The sequence below is a fragment of the Candidatus Poriferisodalis sp. genome, from assembly GCF_965208925.1.
Classification (GTDB): domain Bacteria; phylum Actinomycetota; class Acidimicrobiia; order Acidimicrobiales; family Poriferisodalaceae; genus Poriferisodalis.
The window spans coordinates 292,815-312,260 of record NZ_OZ242364.1 but is presented as its reverse complement, the minus strand read 5'-3'; the positions used below and the strand labels follow the sequence as shown (position 1 = coordinate 312,260).

19 protein-coding genes are annotated in these 19,446 nt (G+C 65.6%); 13 read left to right on the top strand and 6 right to left on the bottom strand.

Annotated features, from left to right (window positions below; genetic code table 11):
- The first annotated feature begins 30 nt into the window (after window positions 1-30).
- The gene (locus tag ACOGI5_RS01230; RefSeq protein ID WP_419862653.1) at window positions 31-432 is read left to right on the top strand and encodes an FtsB family cell division protein; all 402 of its coding nucleotides are present in this window, start codon (window positions 31-33) and stop codon (window positions 430-432) included.
- A gap of 67 nt (window positions 433-499) precedes the next feature.
- Here ACOGI5_RS01230 and ACOGI5_RS01225 read toward each other — a convergent pair whose 3' ends face one another.
- Window positions 500-1,087 carry a TetR/AcrR family transcriptional regulator gene (locus ACOGI5_RS01225; protein WP_419862652.1) on the bottom strand — a complete coding sequence of 196 codons (588 nt, stop codon included), beginning with the start codon at window positions 1,085-1,087 and terminating at the stop codon, window positions 500-502.
- A gap of 221 nt (window positions 1,088-1,308) precedes the next feature.
- Between ACOGI5_RS01225 and ACOGI5_RS01220 the strand changes: the two genes are divergently transcribed.
- Window positions 1,309-1,779, top strand: coding sequence for a (2Fe-2S)-binding protein (locus ACOGI5_RS01220; protein WP_419862651.1), 471 nt, complete (start codon window positions 1,309-1,311; stop codon window positions 1,777-1,779).
- 13 nt (window positions 1,780-1,792) lie between these two features.
- On the top strand, window positions 1,793-2,620 hold the full coding sequence (locus tag ACOGI5_RS01215) for an FAD binding domain-containing protein (protein ID WP_419862650.1): 828 nt from the start codon (window positions 1,793-1,795) through the stop codon (window positions 2,618-2,620).
- 537 nt (window positions 2,621-3,157) lie between these two features.
- Here ACOGI5_RS01215 and ACOGI5_RS01210 read toward each other — a convergent pair.
- From ACOGI5_RS01210 to ACOGI5_RS01200, 3 genes are all read right to left on the bottom strand, one after another.
- Entirely contained in the window at window positions 3,158-3,901 is a 744-nt protein-coding gene (locus ACOGI5_RS01210) for an SDR family oxidoreductase (RefSeq protein WP_419862649.1), read from the bottom strand.
- A gap of 160 nt (window positions 3,902-4,061) precedes the next feature.
- On the bottom strand, window positions 4,062-5,225 hold the full coding sequence (locus ACOGI5_RS01205; RefSeq protein ID WP_419862648.1) for an ATP-binding protein: 1,164 nt from the start codon (window positions 5,223-5,225) through the stop codon (window positions 4,062-4,064).
- A gap of 129 nt (window positions 5,226-5,354) precedes the next feature.
- Entirely contained in the window at window positions 5,355-5,678 is a 324-nt protein-coding gene (locus ACOGI5_RS01200) for an addiction module antidote protein (protein ID WP_419862647.1), read from the bottom strand.
- Between the two features lie 98 nt (window positions 5,679-5,776).
- Here ACOGI5_RS01200 and ACOGI5_RS01195 point away from each other — a divergent pair, with 98 nt between their 5' ends.
- The 3 genes from ACOGI5_RS01195 (at window position 5,777) to galE (ending at window position 8,886) form a co-directional block, all read left to right on the top strand.
- Window positions 5,777-6,796 (top strand): fatty acid desaturase, encoded by a 1,020-nt coding sequence (locus ACOGI5_RS01195; protein WP_419862646.1) that lies wholly within the window; start codon window positions 5,777-5,779, stop codon window positions 6,794-6,796.
- A gap of 68 nt (window positions 6,797-6,864) precedes the next feature.
- A complete protein-coding gene (locus tag ACOGI5_RS01190; protein ID WP_419862645.1) occupies window positions 6,865-7,902 on the top strand; it encodes an aldo/keto reductase in 1,038 nt (345 codons plus the stop codon).
- 24 nt (window positions 7,903-7,926) lie between these two features.
- Window positions 7,927-8,886, top strand: a complete 960-nt coding sequence (gene galE / locus ACOGI5_RS01185; protein ID WP_419862644.1) for a UDP-glucose 4-epimerase GalE — start codon at window positions 7,927-7,929, stop codon at window positions 8,884-8,886.
- 10 nt (window positions 8,887-8,896) lie between these two features.
- Here galE and galK read toward each other — a convergent pair whose 3' ends face one another.
- Both galK and ACOGI5_RS01175 read right to left on the bottom strand, forming a co-directional pair.
- On the bottom strand, window positions 8,897-10,063 hold the full coding sequence (gene galK, locus ACOGI5_RS01180) for a galactokinase (protein ID WP_419862643.1): 1,167 nt from the start codon (window positions 10,061-10,063) through the stop codon (window positions 8,897-8,899).
- The gene (locus ACOGI5_RS01175) at window positions 10,060-11,058 is read right to left on the bottom strand and encodes a LacI family DNA-binding transcriptional regulator (RefSeq protein WP_419862642.1); all 999 of its coding nucleotides are present in this window, start codon (window positions 11,056-11,058) and stop codon (window positions 10,060-10,062) included. The genes galK and ACOGI5_RS01175 overlap by 4 nt, the downstream gene beginning before the upstream one ends.
- A gap of 175 nt (window positions 11,059-11,233) precedes the next feature.
- On the opposite strand from ACOGI5_RS01175, the gene ACOGI5_RS01170 reads away from it, so the two are divergent.
- The 7 genes from ACOGI5_RS01170 (at window position 11,234) to ACOGI5_RS01140 (ending at window position 19,397) form a co-directional block, all read left to right on the top strand.
- Complete coding sequence (locus ACOGI5_RS01170; protein ID WP_419862641.1) at window positions 11,234-12,589, top strand: alpha-glucosidase/alpha-galactosidase; 1,356 nt, start codon at window positions 11,234-11,236, stop codon at window positions 12,587-12,589.
- Window positions 12,586-13,536: a carbohydrate ABC transporter permease gene (locus tag ACOGI5_RS01165; RefSeq protein WP_419862640.1), complete on the top strand. Its 951-nt coding sequence runs from the start codon at window positions 12,586-12,588 to the stop codon at window positions 13,534-13,536. The genes ACOGI5_RS01170 and ACOGI5_RS01165 overlap by 4 nt, the downstream gene beginning before the upstream one ends.
- Complete coding sequence (locus tag ACOGI5_RS01160) at window positions 13,533-14,489, top strand: carbohydrate ABC transporter permease (protein ID WP_419862639.1); 957 nt, start codon at window positions 13,533-13,535, stop codon at window positions 14,487-14,489. The genes ACOGI5_RS01165 and ACOGI5_RS01160 overlap by 4 nt, the downstream gene beginning before the upstream one ends.
- Window positions 14,490-14,550: 61 nt before the next feature.
- Window positions 14,551-15,963, top strand: a complete 1,413-nt coding sequence (locus tag ACOGI5_RS01155) for an ABC transporter substrate-binding protein (protein WP_419862638.1) — start codon at window positions 14,551-14,553, stop codon at window positions 15,961-15,963.
- 272 nt (window positions 15,964-16,235) lie between these two features.
- A complete protein-coding gene (locus tag ACOGI5_RS01150) occupies window positions 16,236-17,756 on the top strand; it encodes a CRTAC1 family protein (RefSeq protein ID WP_419862637.1) in 1,521 nt (506 codons plus the stop codon).
- Window positions 17,753-18,244 carry a DUF4870 domain-containing protein gene (locus ACOGI5_RS01145; RefSeq protein WP_419862636.1) on the top strand — a complete coding sequence of 164 codons (492 nt, stop codon included), beginning with the start codon at window positions 17,753-17,755 and terminating at the stop codon, window positions 18,242-18,244. Before ACOGI5_RS01150 ends, ACOGI5_RS01145 begins: the two co-directional genes overlap by 4 nt.
- On the top strand, window positions 18,231-19,397 hold the full coding sequence (locus ACOGI5_RS01140; protein WP_419862635.1) for an ABC transporter ATP-binding protein: 1,167 nt from the start codon (window positions 18,231-18,233) through the stop codon (window positions 19,395-19,397). The genes ACOGI5_RS01145 and ACOGI5_RS01140 overlap by 14 nt, the downstream gene beginning before the upstream one ends.
- The last annotated feature ends 49 nt before the right edge of the window (window positions 19,398-19,446 follow it).

Here is a 19,446-nt window from a genome sequence, read left to right as displayed (position 1 = left end):
AGGCACAGCGTCGATGAACCCCGTGAGTCCATGAGTACGGCACCGGCAGACATGCCGACGCAGACCCGCCGCCGGGACGGCAAACCCCGACCCCTGGCGGTGCTCGTCGGCTTGGTGATCGTGGTGAGCGCAGTCGGCCTGCTGGCGGTGCTGCTGTTCCCATGGCAGTCGCTGACATCTCAGCGGCGCAGCATCGACCACGCCGCCGACACGCTCGAACGGCTGCAGGCGGAGACCTCCCACCTCGCCATCCAAGTTGCCGAGGCCAAGGATCCGGTGGTGGTGGAGCGGATTGCGCGCGAGCAGCTCTCGCTGGTGCGCGAGGGCGACACCCTGTACCGCCTCAATGTGGATCCCGCCGACGTGATCACGCTGCCGCTGGCGTGGCCGCTGCCCGGCGTGGCCCACCTGCTCGGCGACGGCGAGGGTTGACGCGTCGCTTTCCGCTCATGTTCGCTCCGCTCACGGGCCGCTCGGGCCCCGGGGCTCAGCCTGTGAGCTAGTCGGTCATGATCTGCAGTGCTCGCCCGATGATCGCGTCACGGTGAGCGTCGGGTTCCACACCGCTCTGTTCGAGCGACAGCCGTATCGTGCCCACAGCGGCTGCCGCACGGATCCGATCCTCGACCTCAGGAGAAGAGCCGGTGAGCCAGGCAAAGAGGTCTCTGGCTTGGGCCCGCAGCCGTTGACCGACCGCGCTCTGCTGGACATCGACATCGTCGGCAACAAGCCGGAACACCACGATGTCGCGGGCCAGCAGGTCGAAGTAGCGATCGAGCACTTCCCGCAAGGCTGCCGGCGTCGGCTCCAGGTCGGCCATCCTGGCGATGATCGTCTCGCCATCGCGCTCCATTGGCGCCAAGACCCCGGCAAGCACGTCCTCTTTTCCGGTGAAGTGGTAGTAGAGCGCCGCCGGCGTGAGGCCGAGTCCCGAGGTGAGCTGGCGGATCGACGTGCCGCGGTAGCCCTGCCTGGCGAACAGGCCACGTGCCCGCCGCAGGATCGAGTCACGCGTGTCCGGAGGTACCGATTCGCTTGCGCGCTCGGGCGTGCCGCCAGTACCCGGTAAGGCCTGTTCGCCGGCCACGTCGCCAAACTAATGCTGCGCCTGCGGGCCGCTTGTCCACAGAAACCGCGCAGCCTCTGCGTGTCTGCGCGTGATCGCCGCATGGTGCATGATGGTGCGCGCCCGGCCTTCGCGGTCGTGCGCAACGCCGCCCGGCCTGACGGCCGCGCAACAATATGCTCGGCCACCCAACCGGCTGACAGACTGCTCGGCCTTGGGCCGACGAGACGGGAGAGGTCATAGTGGAGATCAGCGTCACGGTGAACGGCGAGACTCGTACCGGCGATGTCGAGCCGCGCACGCTGCTCGTGTACTGGCTGCGGGACGACCTGCGGCTGACTGGCACAAACATCGGCTGCGACACTTCCTCGTGCGGCGCCTGCACGGTGCATGTGAACGGCGAATCGGTGAAGTCGTGCACGATGCTGGCGGTACAGGCTGACGGCGAGGACATCCTGACCATTGAGGGTTTGGCGCCGTCCGAAGACGAACTGCATCCGATGCAGGAAGCCTTCCGCCAGAACCACGGCCTGCAGTGCGGCTACTGCACTCCCGGCATGGTGATGGCGGCCGTATCACTGCTCGAGGAGAACCCCGACCCGTCCGAGCGAGAAGTCCGCTTGGGATTGGAAGGGAACCTGTGCCGCTGCACGGGATACCACAACATCGTCAAATCGGTGCTGGCCTGCGCAGCAGGCGAGACGGCGGCCTGAGGGGAGCGGAGCAATGATTCCTGCAGCATTCGACTACGTACGGGCTGGCTCCGCGGAGGAGGCCATTGCGCTGCTCGGCGAGCACGGTGACGAGGCCAAATTGCTGGCCGGCGGCCACTCGTTGCTGCCGATGATGAAGCTGCGCTTGGCGGTGCCGAGCGTGCTCGTAGACATAGGCCGCGTCGACGATCTCAGCTACATCAATGACGGCGGCGACCACATCGCTGTCGGCGCGCTCACCCGTCACCGCGCACTCGAGACCAGCGAGCTGCTGGCGGCGGAGTGCCCGCTGCTCGGCCATGTCGCCGGCGAAGTCGGCGACCCGCAGGTCCGCCACCGCGGCACCATCGGCGGCTCGCTGGCTCACTCGGATCCGGCGTCCGACTTGCCGGCGGCCGTGCTCGCACTAGGCGGCACGCTCGTCGCCCAAGGTCCGAACGGCAGCCGTGAGATCTCTGCCGGCGACTTCTTCACCGGCTACTTCGAATCGGCGCTCGCGGACGACGAGATGCTGACCGAGATCCGGGTCCCCAAGGCTCCCGGCAGCGGCTGGAACTACCAGAAGTTCAACCGGCGGGCCCAGGACTGGGCGATCGTCGGTGCCGCTGCGGTGACCGTCAACGGCGGGACCAACGTGGCGCTGGTGAACATGGGCTCAGTGCCGTTGCGTGCCAGCGCGGTCGAGGCGGCGCTGGCGGGCGGGGCCTCGGCGGCTGACGCTGCCGAGCAGGCTGCCGAGGGCACAGACGCCCCGACCGACCTGAACGCCACGCCGGACTACCGCAACCACCTCGCTCGGGTGCTCACCCGCCGAGCACTCGAAGCAGCCGGCGTCTCGTAGGTCGGCAGCCATAGAGCGGCATCGGTTCACTCGTAGCGTCGCGGCAGTGGCGTTGCTGGCCGCACCAGTAGCAACCAGCTGCGCAGACTCACCGGAAGCGACTCTTGAGGTTCGACCGTCCGCCGCCGGATCGAGTGAGGCCGTTCCCGAGCACTCGACATCCGCGTCAACGGCAATCTCCGACGCCATGGATGGGTTTGACTTCCCGGCCGGGGTCCTAGTCGGTTGGGAAGCCCAAACCGGTCTTCGGCCTGTGTCGCAGGCCCCTGGAGCACCGCCGCCCGAGGATGTCTGGCAGTCCCGCATTTGGGCGGCCTGCGATGCACCGATCTGGGAGCAGGACGAAGCGCAGCGGCTGGCCGTGCAGTACGTCGCCGAGGATGGTGGAGACACAGAGTCCATCAGGCTCTTGGAGGATGCAGCGGCTTCCCTGTGGCTGATCGCGATTCAGGTATGTCGCGAGAACTTTCCGCCAGAGGCCATCGATCGAGGCCCGCTCTTCGCGTTCTCCCCGTAAGCGCGGGGCGTAGCTCGGGGTCAGTCCAAGAGGCCGGTGGCTTGGCCGCCGTCGATGAGCAGGCCTGTGCCCGTGATGAACTTGGCTTGCTCGCTGCACAGGAATGCCACGGCGGCGCCAAAGTCGTCGGAGTCGCCGCAGACGCCCATCGGATTGCTCTGACCCGCCTGCTCCTGGTCCATCATCTTTGCCACACGGTCGGTCCAGTGGGTGCCCGGCTGGGCCGAGTTCACTGTGACGCCGGTCGAAGCCAGTTCCCGGGCCGTGATCTTGAGGAAGCTGGTCAGCCCGGCTCGTGCGACTGAGCTGGCGAGCAGGAACGGGATCGGTTGCTTCACTCCCACGCTGGTGATGGCGCACACGCGGCCCCACCCGCGCTCTTGCATCGGCGGGATCGCCACCCGGCACATCTCGATCATGGCCTTGCAGTTCATGTCGAAGGCCATCTGGTATGCGTCGATCTCGGTATTCGCGAAGACGCCGGGCGGCGGTCCGCCGGCGTTCGTCACCAAGATGTCCACCGAGCCGAGCCCGGCGATTGCCTGCTCCACAAAGCTGCGCCCGTCAGCCGGGTTGCCAAGGTCTGCCACGATGGTCAGCACCTCGCCGTCGATCTGGGCCGCTGCTGCGGCGAGGCGCTCGGGGTCCCTGCCGCAGATGGCCACCCGCACGCCGTCGGCAGCCAGCGCCTTGGCCGAGCCCAGTCCCAGCCCTGCTGAGCCGGCAGCAACCGCCGCTGTCCGTCCTGAGATTCCCAAGTCCATCGCCCGTCCCCTTGTTTCGCTGAGCCGGACCGGCCAGCCCATCCGTGGTCGCCTGGAACCGTAGCCAACCCCCGCACGCCAACGTGTGCCCGCAGCCGGTGCCGAGGGCAGCTCATCAGTCACTGCCGTCCGTCGCTGGCGGCGAGCTGTGTCTACGGCGTCATCGACTCAGGTCCTCGCTGGTCAGCAGTTCGGCTGCGCCGATGGCAGTGATGCGATCGGCGAGAGCGAAGCGGTGGGTGCCGGCGTGGACGACGTAGAGATGATCGAGCTCGAGGTCGGCCAGGGCGCTGCGCATCGAGCGGGTCACCGATGGCCGTTCGGTTCGCTTGATCTCGAAGCCCAGGGTTCGGCCGCCGGTCTCGAGGCGGAGGTCGAGTTCGGCGCCGCTATGGGTTGACCAGAACGCTGCGGTTGCTCGGGTTGCAGCGTCGAGTTTGCCGAGCAGTTGCTCGACCACGAGACCTTCCCAGCTCGCACCCAGGCGGGGGTGGCGTTCGAGTTCGACGTGGTCGGCGATCCCGAGCAGGCGATGCAGCAGACCTGTATCTCGGATGTACACCCGAGGTGCCTTCACTTGCCGCTTGCCGACGTTGGCGAGCCAAGGCGGGAGCTGCCGCACGACCAGCGCATCGGTGAGCGCGTCGAGGTACCGGCGAACAGTGCTGGCCGACACATCCACAGATCGGGCAACCGCGGCACTGTTCCAAGTCTGGCCGTGAAAGTGAGCGACCATCGTCCAGAACCGCCGCATGGCAGCGGCCGGGATGCGCACCCCGAGGTTGGCGAGGTCGCGCTCGAGGAAGGTGGTGATGTAGTCGTCTCGCCAGCGATTGGACGTTGCCAGATCGGCCGCCAAGTACGACAGGGGCAGCCCGCCACGTAGCCACAGGTCGTCCAAGCGATCGCCGCCGACATCGTCCAAGCTGAAGCCCGCGAGTTCGACGAAGCTCACCCGCCCGGCGAGCGTCTCGGCGCTCAGCCCGGTCAGATCGGGGGAGGCACTGCCGAGAACGACAAATCGCCCTGGCCGGCGGTGCTCGTCCACCAGCACACGCAGCGACGAGAACAGCTCAGGCATGCGCTGTGCCTCGTCGATCACGATCGTCTCCCCGCGATCTCCGAGGGCAAGCATCGGCTCGGCCAGCCGGGCGCGGTCCCGGTAGTCCTCGAGGTCGAACAATGCTGCAGGCGACGGATCGATCACCTGGCGGACCAACGTCGACTTGCCGGCCTGACGCGGCCCGGTCAGCAGCGTCACCGGAGCGTGGGCGACCGCATCGCGCAGCGCCCGCTCGTCAGCCGGTCGAGGTACGAACTCCACGCCAGCAAGTTTAATCTTGAAAATCGATCACTCGATAACAGATTTTCAAGGAAAGATATGCGGTCGGTCCACTAGGGAAGCCAGCGTGCCGCCGTCTGCATCATCGCGTCCCCGCACGGAGCGTGGAACCTACGCGCGCGTGTAGCGGTAGTGCTGCCGGTCGGCGTCGGCAAGGGATGCGTGCAGGCGTAAACCCGCTGCGCGCATCACCTTGAGCACGGTGGCGAGCGCTGGGTTCCCTTGCGGGGAGAGCGACTTGTACAGGCTCTCGCGACCGAGACCGGTCGCAGCGGCAATCTTGGTCATGCCGGCCGCTCTCGCGATGTCACCGAGCACGGCAGCAACCAGCTGAGGGTCGCCATCCTCCAATGCCGCGTCGAGGTACGTGATTGCGTTCGCCGTGGATTCGATGTGCTCAGCCGGATCCCATCGGCTGATCGTTACCGCGCTCATCCCTTAAACGTATCTTGTGCGATACGGTTTTTTCGAGACCAGTCCGCCCACTGCCGTTGGACTCTTCGATGCCGTCTGTGCGTCGTAGCATCCGTGGTGTGAGCGTTGCCGCTGCACCTCCGACGCACGACGAGCTCGTGGCGAAGATGACCGGTGGCATGACGCGCTCGGGACTGCCCCGGTTCGAGGGCTCGGAGCGCCTGCGTCCCGACGGCCGGCCCAAGCCGGCCTTCCGGGCGGAGCTGCGTCGCATCCCCAACTTCATCAATGCGATCGAGGTCATCGCGACGGTGGCTGCTCCGGCGGCCGTCATCGCGGCGGTGATAGCCATCGGCCACCCGCTGGTCATCGTCGCCGCAATACCGGTGATCGGCACCTTGCAGCTGCGGTGGTTCATCCTCCATCACGAGGCGGCCCACCGGCTGCTGTTCTCGAACCGCTGGCTGAACGACCGGATCGGCATCAACCTGCTGGGCTGGCTGCCGATGGGCACAGGCTCGCACTTCTACCGACGGGGCCACGCCAACCATCACCGTGACGAGTTCGGCCCCAAAGAGCCCGACTTCCTGCTGTATTCGTTCTACCCGATCTCGGGAAAATCGCTGCGGCGAAAGCTGGTGCGCGACATCGTCGGAGTGTCGGCCTGGCGCATCACCAAACCGCGGTTCACCGGGCTCGTGAAGCTGAAATACGTGCCGCTCAGCCTGCGCTTCTTCGCCGGGCAGGCCATCGTGTTCGGTCTGTTCTGGCTGGCTGGCCATCCATGGCTGTACCTGCTGCTGTGGGTGCTGCCATGGTTCACCTGGTACCAGCTCATCAATCGCCTGCGGGCGATCGCGGAGCATGGCGGCATGACCCGCACCGCTGACCGGCGCAACACCACGCACCACATCCGCCAGAGCTGGCTGGCCCGTGTGCTCTTCGTGCCATACCACGTGGGATATCACCTGGCGCACCACGTCGATTCAGGCGTTCCGGCCCGCAACCTGCCGCGCCTGCAACGCGCACTGGAAGAGGACGGCTACCTGCCCGCCGACGCGTCGTGGCCGACCTATCGGGCGCTCTGGCGCGGCCTTGCATCCGCTGCGCCGAAGGCCGCCGAACCAAAGGCTGCCTAGAGCCGCTTGGGCTCCGCCTCGAACGCCGGCCGACGGATGAGCGTCGCAGTCGAATACGTTTCGTGGCCATGTCGCGACTGAAATCCACCCAGCTCGGTTCGAACTGCGGTCTCCAGGTGTCGGAGCTCTGCTTGGGAACCATGAACTTCGGCGTGCCCGGGCGCGGCCACCAGGGTGACTGGACGCTGGGCGTCGAGCAGGCCCGTCCGATCTTCGAGGCCGCCATCGAGCGCGGCCTGTACTACTTCGACTGCGCCGACGTCTACGGGGTGGGTGCGTCGGAAGAGGTGGTGGGGCAGATCCTGCGCGAGCTGCTGCCGCGCGAGCAGTACGTGCTCACCACCAAGGTTTCGATACCCATGGGCCGCAACCCGAATGAGGGGGGTCTGAGCCGCAAGCACATCATGGAGGGGGTCGACAATTCGCTGCGTCGCCTCGGCGTCGACTATGTGGACCAGCTGATCATCCACCGCCACCCGCACGGCATTCCCGGCAGCGCCGACACGCCCATCGCTGAGTCTTTGGAGGCGTTACACGATGTGGTCAAGGCGGGCAAGGCGCTGTACCTGGGCGGTTCCTCGATGTTCGCGTGGCAGTTCGCCGAGCTGCAGTTGACGGCCGAGATGGGTGGCTGGACGAAGTTCGTCTCGATGCAGAACCACTACAACCTCATCTACCGCGAAGAAGAGCGGGAGATGAACCCGTACTGCGTCAGCACCGGTGTGGCATTGACGCCGTGGTCGCCGCTGGCGCGGGGCATTCTCACCGGGTCCTACCAGGGCAGCCTCGATGCCGGCACAACCGATCGCTCCAAGGGCCAGGACCGTGCCCGCACCGAGAGCCTCTACCTGGGCGAGCGCGACTTCGACATCGCCGCCCGGGTGTCCGAGGTGGCCGAGCGACTCGATGTGCGCCCCGCCCAGATCGCCCTGGCGTGGCTCACCAACAAGCCCGAGATCACCGCCCCTGTGGTCGGCGTGTCCAAGATCAGCCAGCTCGACCAGCTCGTCGAAGCCACGACCATCGAGCTCAGCGCGGACGACACGGCCTACCTCGAGGAGCTCTACCAGCCTGTCGAGAACCTCCTCTCGCTCGGCACCAGCTGACAGGCGCGACGCAGTGGTGACCTCATGACGGTGCTCGTGACCGGCGGCGCGGGCTACATCGGCTCAGCGGTCGTCGACGCTCTTGCCGGACGCGGTGAGAGCGTGCTGGTCATCGACAACTTGTCGCGCTCAACACGTCCCAATTTCCCCGGTGGTGTGGAATTCGAATCGGCGGACATCGGCGACACCGAATGCCTCGAGCATCTCGTGCGCCGTCACGGAGTCGAGTCGTGCATTCATTTGGCGGCATTGATCGCCGTGGGGGAGTCGGTGGCCGATCCCGGGCTGTACATCGAGAACAATGTGGTGCAGTCGGCCCGACTGCTCCGCGTGCTCGTGCGCAACGGCGTTTCTCGGTTGGTGTTCTCGTCGTCGGCTGCGGTGTACGGGAATGCCTCAACGACTCCGATCTCCGAGAGCGAATCCACTCAGCCGACGAGTCCCTACGGGTGGACCAAGCTGGTCGCCGAGCAGATGCTCGAGATGCACGACCACGCTGACGGTCTGCGGTCGGTGTCGCTGCGGTACTTCAATGCTGCTGGCGCAACCGCTCGTCGCATATCACCCCACAGGCCGGCGACACACCTGATTCCGCTTGCGGTGCGCGCGGCAACAGAGCCAGACTGCCAGTTGACGGTTTTCGGCGATGACTATCCAACCCCGGATGGCACCGCCGTTCGTGACTACATCCACATCGTCGATCTCACTGACGCGCATCTGCTTGCGCTCGACTACCTGCGGGCGGCCGGGGAGACCACGGCGGTGAACCTCGGCGCCGGCGTCGGTCACTCGGTGCTTGAGGTCATCTCTGCTGTCGAGAATGTGTTCGGGCGTCGCGTGCCATATGAGGTAGGGCCGCGCCGGGCGGGTGACCCTGCTGAGCTGATCGCCTCGACGCAGCGGGCTCGTCGCGTTCTCGACTGGGCGCCGTCGCGTTCGACACTCCCCGAGATCGTCTCGTCCCTCGCTGCGCGCGTGCCGTGACGAACGGGCGTCAGGCCGTGTGTCGTTCGATGCTGTCGATGAGCGAAGCTCCTGCAGCCGGCCGCGACAGCCAGACGCTCGCATCGAGCCCCGTGACGGCCCGATAGCCCTCCTGCACATCTCCGGCGAAGTCATCTGCTGCGTCGGCAGCGACCAGCGCCACCGCGCAGCCGGCAAACCCGCCGCCGGTCATGCGTGCGCCGATGCACCCAGGGCTGGCATGTGCGATCTGCACCATGGCATCGAGCGCCGGACCCGAGACCTCGTAGTCGTCTCGCAAGCTGAGGTGACTGGCGTTCATGAGTGCTCCGAGGGCGTCTGCGTCGCCTGCTTCCATGGCATCCGCTGCGGCGAGCGTGCGCTCGTTCTCGGTGATGACGTGCCTCGCTCGGCGACGTTCAACCGCGAGCTCCGCTGGCATCCTCTCGAGTTCGTGCAGCTCGGCGTCCCGCAGGGCGGCCACCGAGAGCCATCTCGCAGCACGTTCGCAGGCGGCGCGGCGGTCGGCGTAGGCCGAGTCAACCAGCTCACGCCTCGTCATGGTGTCGAGGATTGCAATCACTGTTCCATCCGGAAGCCGGCGGGGCAGCATGTCGAGCGAGCGGCAATCGACAAGCGAGGCGTGTCCCGCGACGGCACCGGCGGAGATCAGGGGATCCATGATCCCGCAGGGCATCCCGACGACCTCGTTCTCGACGCGCTGGCACAGCTGCGCGATCGCTTCGGTATGCCAGTCGTCGCCGGTCAGGTGCAGCAGTGCCTTCGTCACTGCGACATCCAGCGCTGCCGATGACGACAGGCTGGCGCCGATGGGGATGTCAGTCGCGATGGCGCAACGCCATAGCCCGGGCGCTATCCCGCACTCGACCAGCAGATGGTGAACGCCGAATGCGTACGCAGCCCAATGGCTCGAGTCGATCTTCGGCATCCGGCGACCGAACGTCGCCTCGCCGAATGCCTCGGAGAGCACCACGCACTCTGTGTCGTTGTCCCCAGGACTCATCGCTACGACCGTGTCGAACTCGATCGCCATCGGCAGAACGAACCCGTCGTTGTAGTCGGTGTGCTCGCCGATCAAGTTGACGCGTCCTGGTGCCCTGCTGATCGCCGCAGGCGCGCCCCATCGCTCGCGGTGCAGTGCGACAGCGCGCTCGGCCGCCGGCGCGCGGTTCGTCACGCCGACTCGCGTGCGACCAATTCGACGGGCAGCACGACGGGTTGGCGCCGCTCGCCGGGTGCATCGATCAAGTCGCCGAGCGCTGCGACTGCTTCGTAGCTCAGCCGGGCGCGGTCGAGCCGGATGGTGGTGAGCGCCGGCGTGACGTACGTACTCATCTCGATGTCGTCGCAGCCGATCACGGCGATGTCATCTGGCACGCGACGGCCGCTCGCGCTGGCGGCGCGTATCGCACCGATGGCCACGAGATCGTTGTAGGCGAAGATGCCGTCGAGGTCTGGCATCTGCGAGAGCAGCTCCGCGAGACCTGCCTCGCCGCCGCTCACCGTGGGGTCGGTCTCTGCGACAGCTGCAGGCAGATGATCATCGTGAGCATCGGTCAAGGCCCCGAGGAATCCGCGTTCTCGATGGCGCCGCCTCGGGGGAGAGACCGTTGCACTGATGACTCCCATGCGACGCCGGCCCGTGTCGAGCAGGTGCTGGGCCGCGAGCTTCCCGCCCTCCTCCAGATCGAACAGCACGCATGCCACGTTGGGTGCTTCGATCAAGTCGTCGACGACCACGATCGGCAGTCCGCGCTGCCCGTAGTCAGTGAGCTGATCGATGGAATCCAGCGCTGGAAAGACGATGACACCGTCCACCGCTCTCGCCCAGAACGACCTGAGTACTTCTGCCTGACGATCAGGGTCGCTGCCAGTACTGGCGAAGAACATCGTTTGGCCCGCTTCGCGAGCACGGTGCTGGATGCCTTCGGCGAGTGCGGGAAAGAACGGGTCGGTCATATCGCCGCCCACTAGGCCGACGGTGCCGCTCCGCTTGGTGATGAGTGCTCTGGCAACCATGTTGGGCCGGTAGCGGAGTTCCTCGATGGCTGCCAGCACCTTCTTGCGGGTCTCCTCGGAATAGCCGCCTTCGTCATTGACCACCCGCGACACGGTCCGCGGCGAGACGCCGACCTTGCCGGCGACATCGTGGAGAGTTGCTTTCCTGTCCATGCCCCTCCGCTGATCGGTTCCCGCTCTCGGCCGGTGAAGCGCGCGTGGCGGTACACGTCCCGTGCACGAACCTACTGGCTGCGCTCATTCTGCCCCGGTTTTGCGTCATCGTTGACGTCAACGTTGACGCCAACGTTGACGTATGCTATTTTGGCGAGACAAGCCGGGGGGACAGATGGTTGCAGTCGCATTCGTCGGGGCGGGGAGCACAGTGTTCTCCCGCAACCTGATGGGCGACCTGCTCGCGTACGACGATCTGCGGGACGACCTGGACATCCGCCTGCACGACATCGACCCCGAACGACTCCGCACATCCGAGATCGTCGGGCACCGGCTGGTCGCAGATCGGGGCGCACGCGCGAAGGTCCTGGCCACGACGGACTTGCGCAGCGCCGTCGAGGGCGCGGACTTCGTCATCACGATGTTCCAGATCGGCGGCTTCGAACCGGCCACAGTCCACGACTTCGAGATTCCGGAGCGATTCGGTCTCACCCAAACCATCGCGGACACCATCGGCATCGGCGGGATCATGCGCGGCCTGCGGACGGTTCCCGCGCTGGTCGAAGTCGCCGAAGCCATCAGCGAGTTCAGCGATGGCGCACGGCTGCTCAACTACGCCAATCCGATGGCGATCAACATGTGGGCGCTCACGTTGATGGCCGACGTGGAGGCCTACGGGCTCTGCCACAGCGTGCCGACGACGGCGCACCACCTGGCCGGCGATCTGGGGGTGCCGGTCGACGAGATGGAGTATCTCGCGGCTGGCATCAATCACATGTGCTTCTTCTTGCGGCTGGAGCACCAGGGCACCGACCTGTATCCCGCATTGCGGCAGCTCTATACCGATCCGGCAGAATCGCCGACCCGCGGCGAGTGGGATCTGCCCGATGCCGTGAGGTACGAGATGCTGCGGCGGCTCGGATACTTCGTCACCGAGTCGAGCGAGCACTTCGCGGAGTACACGCCGTACTTCCTCAAGCGAGGCCGGCCTGAGCTCATCGAGCGGTTCAAGATTCCGGTGCGCGAGTACGTCAGGCGCTGCGAGGAACAGATTGCCGAGTGGGAGGAACTCCGTCGGCGCCTCGAAGACCCGGAGTATCCGCTGGAGGTGCCCGCGAGCGACGAGTACGCGCCGCAGATCATTCACAGCATTGCCACCGGCACCGAACGCATCGTGTATGTCAACGTGCCGAATCTCGGCCTGATCGACAATCTGCCTTCGGGTTGCGCGGTCGAGGTGCCGGCCACCGTCGGGGCGGGCGGAGTGACGCCCCACGTCATCGGGTCGTTGCCCCCTCAGCTCGCTGCGCTCATGCACACCAACATCGGCCCCCAGCAGCTCACGGTGGAGGCACTGCGGACCGGTCGCCGCGAGCACGTGTATCACGCCGCCATGCTCGATCCGCACACGGCAGCCGAACTCGATCTCGATCAGATCGCCGAACTCGTCGACGAGCTGATCGAGGCCCATTGCGAATACATCCCCGAGCCGCTTCGCGAGCGGGACAGGGCCGCTGGAGAGATCCGGTGACGGTGACCACGGCACCGCCTGGAGCCTCGCCTCGACGGTCGCTGTTCGGCACAGCCAGCTTGCACGGCGGCTGGCGATCCGCCTTCTGGTTCCTGCTCCCTGCGCTGGTGGGATTCGTGGCGTTCTATCTCTATCCCGCGCTGCGCGGCGTGTACATCAGCTTCACCGACTGGAACCTGATCGCCAATCGGGGGAGCTGGGTCGGCACCGACAACTACGACCGGCTCTTCAGCGACCGCCAGGTGTGGGAATCGCTCAAGATCACCTTCAAGTACACGGTGATCAACATCGTCTCGCAGACGATCCTCGCTGTCTTGATAGCGGTGCTCATGGATCGTCTCACCAAATCGGTCACTATTCGCGGGATCCTGCTGCTGCCTTGGCTGATTCCCAACGTCATCGTGGCGCTGCTGTGGGTGTGGATGCTCGATGGGAATCTGGGCATCGTCAACGACTTCCTTGGTCTCTTCGGCATGGACCCAGTGAGGTTCTTCACCGACACCGGCAAGGTCATACCCAGTCTCGCGGGCATCAACACGTGGCGTCATATGGGCTACACGGCGTTGCTGATCTTCGCCGGGCTGCAGACGATTCCCCGCAGTCTCTATGAGGCGGCAGCAGTCGACGGCGCTACCGAGCGCCAGATGTTCCGGGACATCACGATCCCGCTGCTGCGCCCGATCCTGGCGCTGGTCCTCGTGATCACCATCGTCGGTTCCTTGCAGGTGTTCGACACCGTGTTTGTCGCCACCGGCGGATTTGGCGGACAGCCCGGCGGACCGGCCAACGCCAGCCGGGTGATCTACCTGTACATCTACCAGAACGCATTCGACTTCAACCAGCTCGGCTACGCAGCCACGATCTCAGTGCTGCTCGTCGCGATTCTGCTGACGGTCACCTTCCTGCAGCTCAAGCTCCTGCGGGCCGGCGAGAGCGATCTGGCATGAGTGGCACGACGCTGGACGACAAGCTCACGCCCGCACCCGCGCCCACCGCCACGCCAACATCGGCGCGGCTGCGGAAGCGGGGGATCGGTCGTGGGGCGGCATGGGCGTTCATGATCGCAATCCTCATCGTCAGCGTCTTCCCGTTCTGGTGGGCGCTGCGCACCGGCCTGTCGACCAACGGCGAGCTCTTCGCCGGCGAGCAAAGCCTGCTTCCTGTCGGTTACACCGACAACAACTTCGAACGCGTGCTCGGCACCGCCAGCGAGGAAGAGATTCTCGAGAGCCTGGGGCGCCAGAACACGGGGTCCTTCGACTTCCTGCAGTCTCTGAAAGTCAGCGTCATCGTTTCGACCGCCGTGACGATCGGGCAGGTGGCCTTCTCGGCCATGGCCGCGTATGCGTTCGCACGGCTCAGGTTCCGGGGCCGCGACAAGCTGTTCTTCCTGTTTCTCAGCGGGTTGATGATCCCGCCCATCTTCACGCTCATACCCAATCTGGTTCTAGTGAAGAACTTGGGCTGGCTGAACAGCTATCCGGGAATCATCGCGCCGTTCTTCTTCATGACGCCGTTTGCGGTGTTCTTCCTGCGCCAGTTCTTCCTCGGAATCAGCCGCGAGGTCGAGGAGGCCGCACTGCTCGACGGGGCTGGGCACTTCAGGACCTTCTTCGGGATCATCGTGCCGATGAGCGCGGCACCGCTCGCCACGCTGTCGATCCTCACCTACATCACTGCGTGGAACGAGTTCCTCTGGCCGCTGGTGGTGGCCCGGGATCCGGCGCGACAGCCGCTGACGGTCGCGCTCGGACAGTTCACGGCTCAACAACCGGGGACGTCCCCCGACTGGTCGGGCCTGATGGCGGGCACCTTGCTCGCGGCCCTGCCGATCATCGTGATCTTCCTGGCCTTTGGCCGGAAGGTCGTCGACTCGATCGGCTTCTCGGGGATCAAGTGATCCCCACCGACAATCGGCGGCCTGTCGTTGGTCGCCGCTGACTCCTGGGAGGGAGAACCTGATGACCAAAGCGCTATGGAGACTGCTCGCAGTCCTCTTCGCCTTCTCGATCGTCGCCGCAGCGTGCGGCGGCGACGACGGTGACGACGACGCCGATGACGCACCTGCGGCGACGCAGGCCCCGTCGACCGACGACGGCGACGACATGTCCGCCGAGGCGGTCAGCATTGAGTACTGGCTCTGGGATGGCAACCAGCAGCCCTATTACGAGCAGTGCGCCGCTGACTTCGAGGCAGCCAACCCCGGCATCGACGTCGAGATCACCCAGTTCGGCTGGGGCGACTACTGGACCAATGTGACGGCCGGCTTCGCCTCCGGCTCGGGACCCGATGTCTTCACCGATCACCTCGCCCGCTATCCCGAGTTCGTGGCCAGCGATGTGCTGGTTCCGCTCAACGACTATGTCGAGCGCGACAACGTCGATGCCGGTGCGTATTTCCCCGGCCTCGCTGAGCTGTGGGTCGACAACCACGGCAACCGCTACGGCCTGCCCAAGGACTTCGACACCATCGCGCTCGTGATGAACTCGGACCACGTCGCTGGGGCGGGTGTGACGGCCGCAGACTTTGCCTCGGCTGAGTGGAACCCCGACGACGGCGGCTCGTTCGGCGAACTCATCCGCAGGCTGAGCGTTGACGCCAACGGCAACACCGGTGACTCGCCGGACTTCGATCCGGAAAATGTCGAGGTGTACGGACTGGGTCTCGAAGGCAACTTCGGCGCGTTCGGACAGACGACATTCTCGGCCTTCGCAGGATCCACCGGATTCGAGTTCCTGGACGTGAACCCGTTCGGTGACTCCGCGAACTATGACGACCCGCGTCTCGCAGCCACCATCGACTGGTTCGCGCGGATGATTCAGGCCGGCTATGTCGTGCCGATCGAGGACGTCGAATCACTCGGCGGGACCACCGTGTTCCAGAACGGCTCGGCTGCGGTCATGGCTGACGGCTCGTGGAAGATCGGCACCTACATCGGGGCCGATACACCCTTCGACGTCGAGTTCGCCCCGCTTCCGGTTGGACCGAGCGGTGCGCGTGCCTCGATGTTCAATGGCCTGGCCGACTCCATCAACACGCACTCGGAGCATCAAGAAGAGGCGTGGCAGTGGGTCAAGCACATGGCGTCAGCTGCATGTCAGGACGTCATCGGCGAGGGCGCCGTGGTGTTTCCGGCCATTCCCTCGGCTGCCGAGATCGCCATCGCTGCCCACGAGGGCAACGGCGTGGACGTGACGGCCTTCACGGTGCACGTCGACGAAGGCACGACGTTCCTCTTCCCGATCACTGACAGCGCCAGCCAGATCGAAGCCATCGTCGGTCCGGCCATGCAGGAGATCCTGCGTGGGCAGGTTGACGCTGGCGAGCGCCTCGCCCAAGTGGCAGGCGAGGTCAACGCGGTCCTCGGCTCCTAGCCAGGACTGCCCTCCCGGGCGAACCGGACCGGAGGCACTGAATGATGTCGAGGGAACGTTCCTCCGACTCCTCGGCTTTCCGGCTGCCTCCGGTCCGGACGCTCGTGGGCGCCTGTCGAGATCTTCGAGACGGGCGCGCCCGCCTCGTGCTCGGCGCCGTATGCGCGCTGTCGGTGCTGGCGCTCAGCGCTTGTGGCTCAACCGCGGATTCCGCTGAAGTGAGCGTCGAGGCTGTGCCGCACGCCGACCGAAGTGCCTGCGACGGTCGATTCGTGCCAGTTGACCTCGAGCATCACACCCGCGGACCAGGGGCGAGCCGCTCCATGTTCGACGGCATGGGTGCGGGCCTCGCTGTCGGTGACCTGGATCGAGACGGCGACGATGATCTCGTCCTGGCCAATCTGAGTGGAGACAGCTCGGTGCTGTGGAACGACGGTCCCCTGCGATTCCGCCGCGAAGCGCTCGTCGAGGGCCGCTTCCGCCAGGTGATCATCGTCGACAGCGATGGTGACGGCAGCAACGATGTCGTGTTCACGACCGGTGTCGGCCGTCCACTGGTGATGCGCAACACGGGCCAGGGATCGACGGCCGACGAGCGCTTCGAACGCGACGAGATTGTGGGCCTCGATGCCTACACATACTCCATGGCATGGGGGGATCTCGGCGGCGACGGAGACCTCGATGCAGTCACCGGTGCGTACAACGCCGAACTCACGGCCGAGCGGCGCCTCAACCTCGGCAACAAGGGAGGCGTGGGCCTGTTCGAGCGCGACGGCGAGACATTTGTGCATACGCAGCTCGCGTCCGAATCGCAGGCGCTCGCGACCCGCATCGGCGACATCGACGGCGATGGCCGCGCCGATATCTATGTCGGCAATGACCTCGCCACGCCCGACTACGTGTGGTTTGCCGGCGAGGACGATTCGTGGACCCAGGCGACTCCGTTTGCCCAGACCGCGTTCAGCACGATGGGCATCGACTCGGGTGACATTGACAACGACGGCGACCTGGACCTGTTCGCGACCGACATGAAGCCGATGGACGACCGGCCCGAAACCATCGATGCGTACGTCAACGTGCAGTCCGACATCGACGCGTCGCCCTCCGACGACATCCAACGGCCTGAGAACGTGCTCTTGCTGGCAACGGGTGACGGCTTCGCCAGCAACGCGCCGTCGTTCGGGGTGGAGGCGACGGGGTGGAGCTGGTCCGGCCTATTCGGCGATCTTGATAACGATGGGTTCGTCGACCTGTACGTCGTGAACGGCATGGTCGCGGACAATCTGTTCGGACACTTGCCAGATGCCAGCTTGGTCGAGACCAATCAGGCGTTCCGCAATATCGACGGCGAACGGTTCGCGACAGCGGTCGACTGGGATCTGAACGACACAACTGGTGGACGCGGGATGGCGATGGCCGATCTCGATTTTGATGGAGACCTCGACATTGTCGTGAACAACCTCAATGCGCCGTCGCGGCTGTATGAGAACCGACTGTGCGGCGGCAATGCCGTGACCGTCGCGCTGCGTTGGCCCGGCACCGGCAATCCAGACGCCATCGGCGCACAGGTGCGGTTGGGCGATGCGCGTGACAGCACGCTGGTGCGCACGGTCGAGGCGGCACGCGGATATCTCTCGGGGGCTTCGACGGTGCTGCACTTCGGCGTGGGCGACAGTTCCGGCCCGGTGGAGGTCGAGGTGACGTGGCCCGACGGCGCAATCGGCACGATCAGCGACCTCGACGTCAATCGGCACGTCACGATCACCCGGACAGGTCAGGCAGCGCAGTCATGAGTCCCGAATACCTCGTTCAGCCGGGCACGCGGTCTGAGCGCCGCCGAGACGCCGCAGTGCATCTGACGCCCTTGATACCGGCCGCGGCCGCAGTGGCGGTGATCGGCCGGCCTGCCGTGTGGGCTGCGCCAGTGATCATCCTGGGACCGCTCGCGCTAGGCGCAATCCTGAGCCGTGACTCCGACGCCGGCCGACGCCATCGGCGCCGAGCCATTGACTTCAACGCGTCCGTCGCAGTCGTCGCCCTGGTGCTCTGGGGAGTGCTGGAGCTCGGTGCGCGTGTCGAGCTGGCGGGCGTGTTCGTGCCCGTCGGCCTGCTGCTGCTCGCGCTGCTCTGGCTGAATTGGCTGTTGATGATGGCGATAGCCGCAAATCGGGCGAGATACGGAGAGCTGTTTGAACCGCCGTGGGTCATTCCGTTCTCGCGCTGGCTACGAAGAGGAGACCCACGGAGGATCACGAAGGAGAAGCCACATGGCGACAGTTGAGCTTGCAGAGCTGACCAAGGTGTACCCCGGGGGAGTCACCGCCGTGAACGCCATGAGCCTGAGCATCGACGACGGCGAGTTCGTCGTGTTTGTCGGGCCGTCAGGGTGCGGGAAGTCCACGGCGCTGCGAATGGTCGCCGGGCTCGAGGAGATTTCGAGCGGCACCCTGCGAATCGGGGATGCTGACATGACCAAGGTGCACCCGCGGGATCGCGACATTGCCATGGTCTTCCAGAACTATGCGTTGTATCCCCACCTCACGGTGCGCAAGAACATCGCCTACCCGCTGAAGCTTGCCAAGACCCCGAAGTCTGAGATCGATCAGAGGGTGCAGCGCACCGCCGACGTGCTGCATCTCTCCGAGTTCCTGGATCGCAAGCCGGCCGCGTTGTCGGGCGGGCAGCGTCAGCGTGTCGCGATGGGACGAGCCATTGTCCGTGAGCCCTCGGTATTCCTCATGGACGAACCGCTGTCGAACCTCGACGCGAAGCTCCGCGTGTACATGCGCAGCGAGATCTTGCGAATCCAGCGAGACCTCGGCGTGACCACCATCTACGTCACGCACGATCAGGTCGAGGCGATGACCATGGGTGATCGAGTGGCCGTGCTGAACGGCGGTGTGCTCCAGCAAGTCGACAAGCCCTCGGTGCTGTACCGCCGGCCGGCGAATGTCTTCGTCGCTGGCTTCGTGGGGTCACCGGCGATGAATCTCTTCGAGTCGGCTGTCTCCGTCGGCGGCAGCGGAGTCAACGTCGAGATGGGCACACAGAGTGTCGAGTTGCCGCTTTCGATTCTCGATGAGTGCCCGGCACTGCGCGCTTACGAGGGAAAGCGTCTGGTGTGCGGCATCCGTCCAGACGATGTATATGACTCGGCACTCGCTCCGGACTACAGCCAACGCATCGTTGCCGGCGTGCAACTCCTCGAGGAGCTCGGCTCAGAAATCGTCGCCCATCTCGACATTGGTGTACAACGCATCGAGACCGGCGGTCCGTCGGCTGACGAAGATGACTCTGAAGATCTTGGCAGCGCTTTCTTGGGCCGGTTTGCCCAGCAGAGCGAAGCGCGCGTCGGCCAGCGCATGGAAGTTGCCATCGACGTGTCGGCGATGCACTTCTTCGACAAAGTGACTGGCGACGTCGTCCGCGACTGAGTCGCTCATCGGGGCCAGCGGGCTGAGGGAAACGCGCAACTAGCGTGCG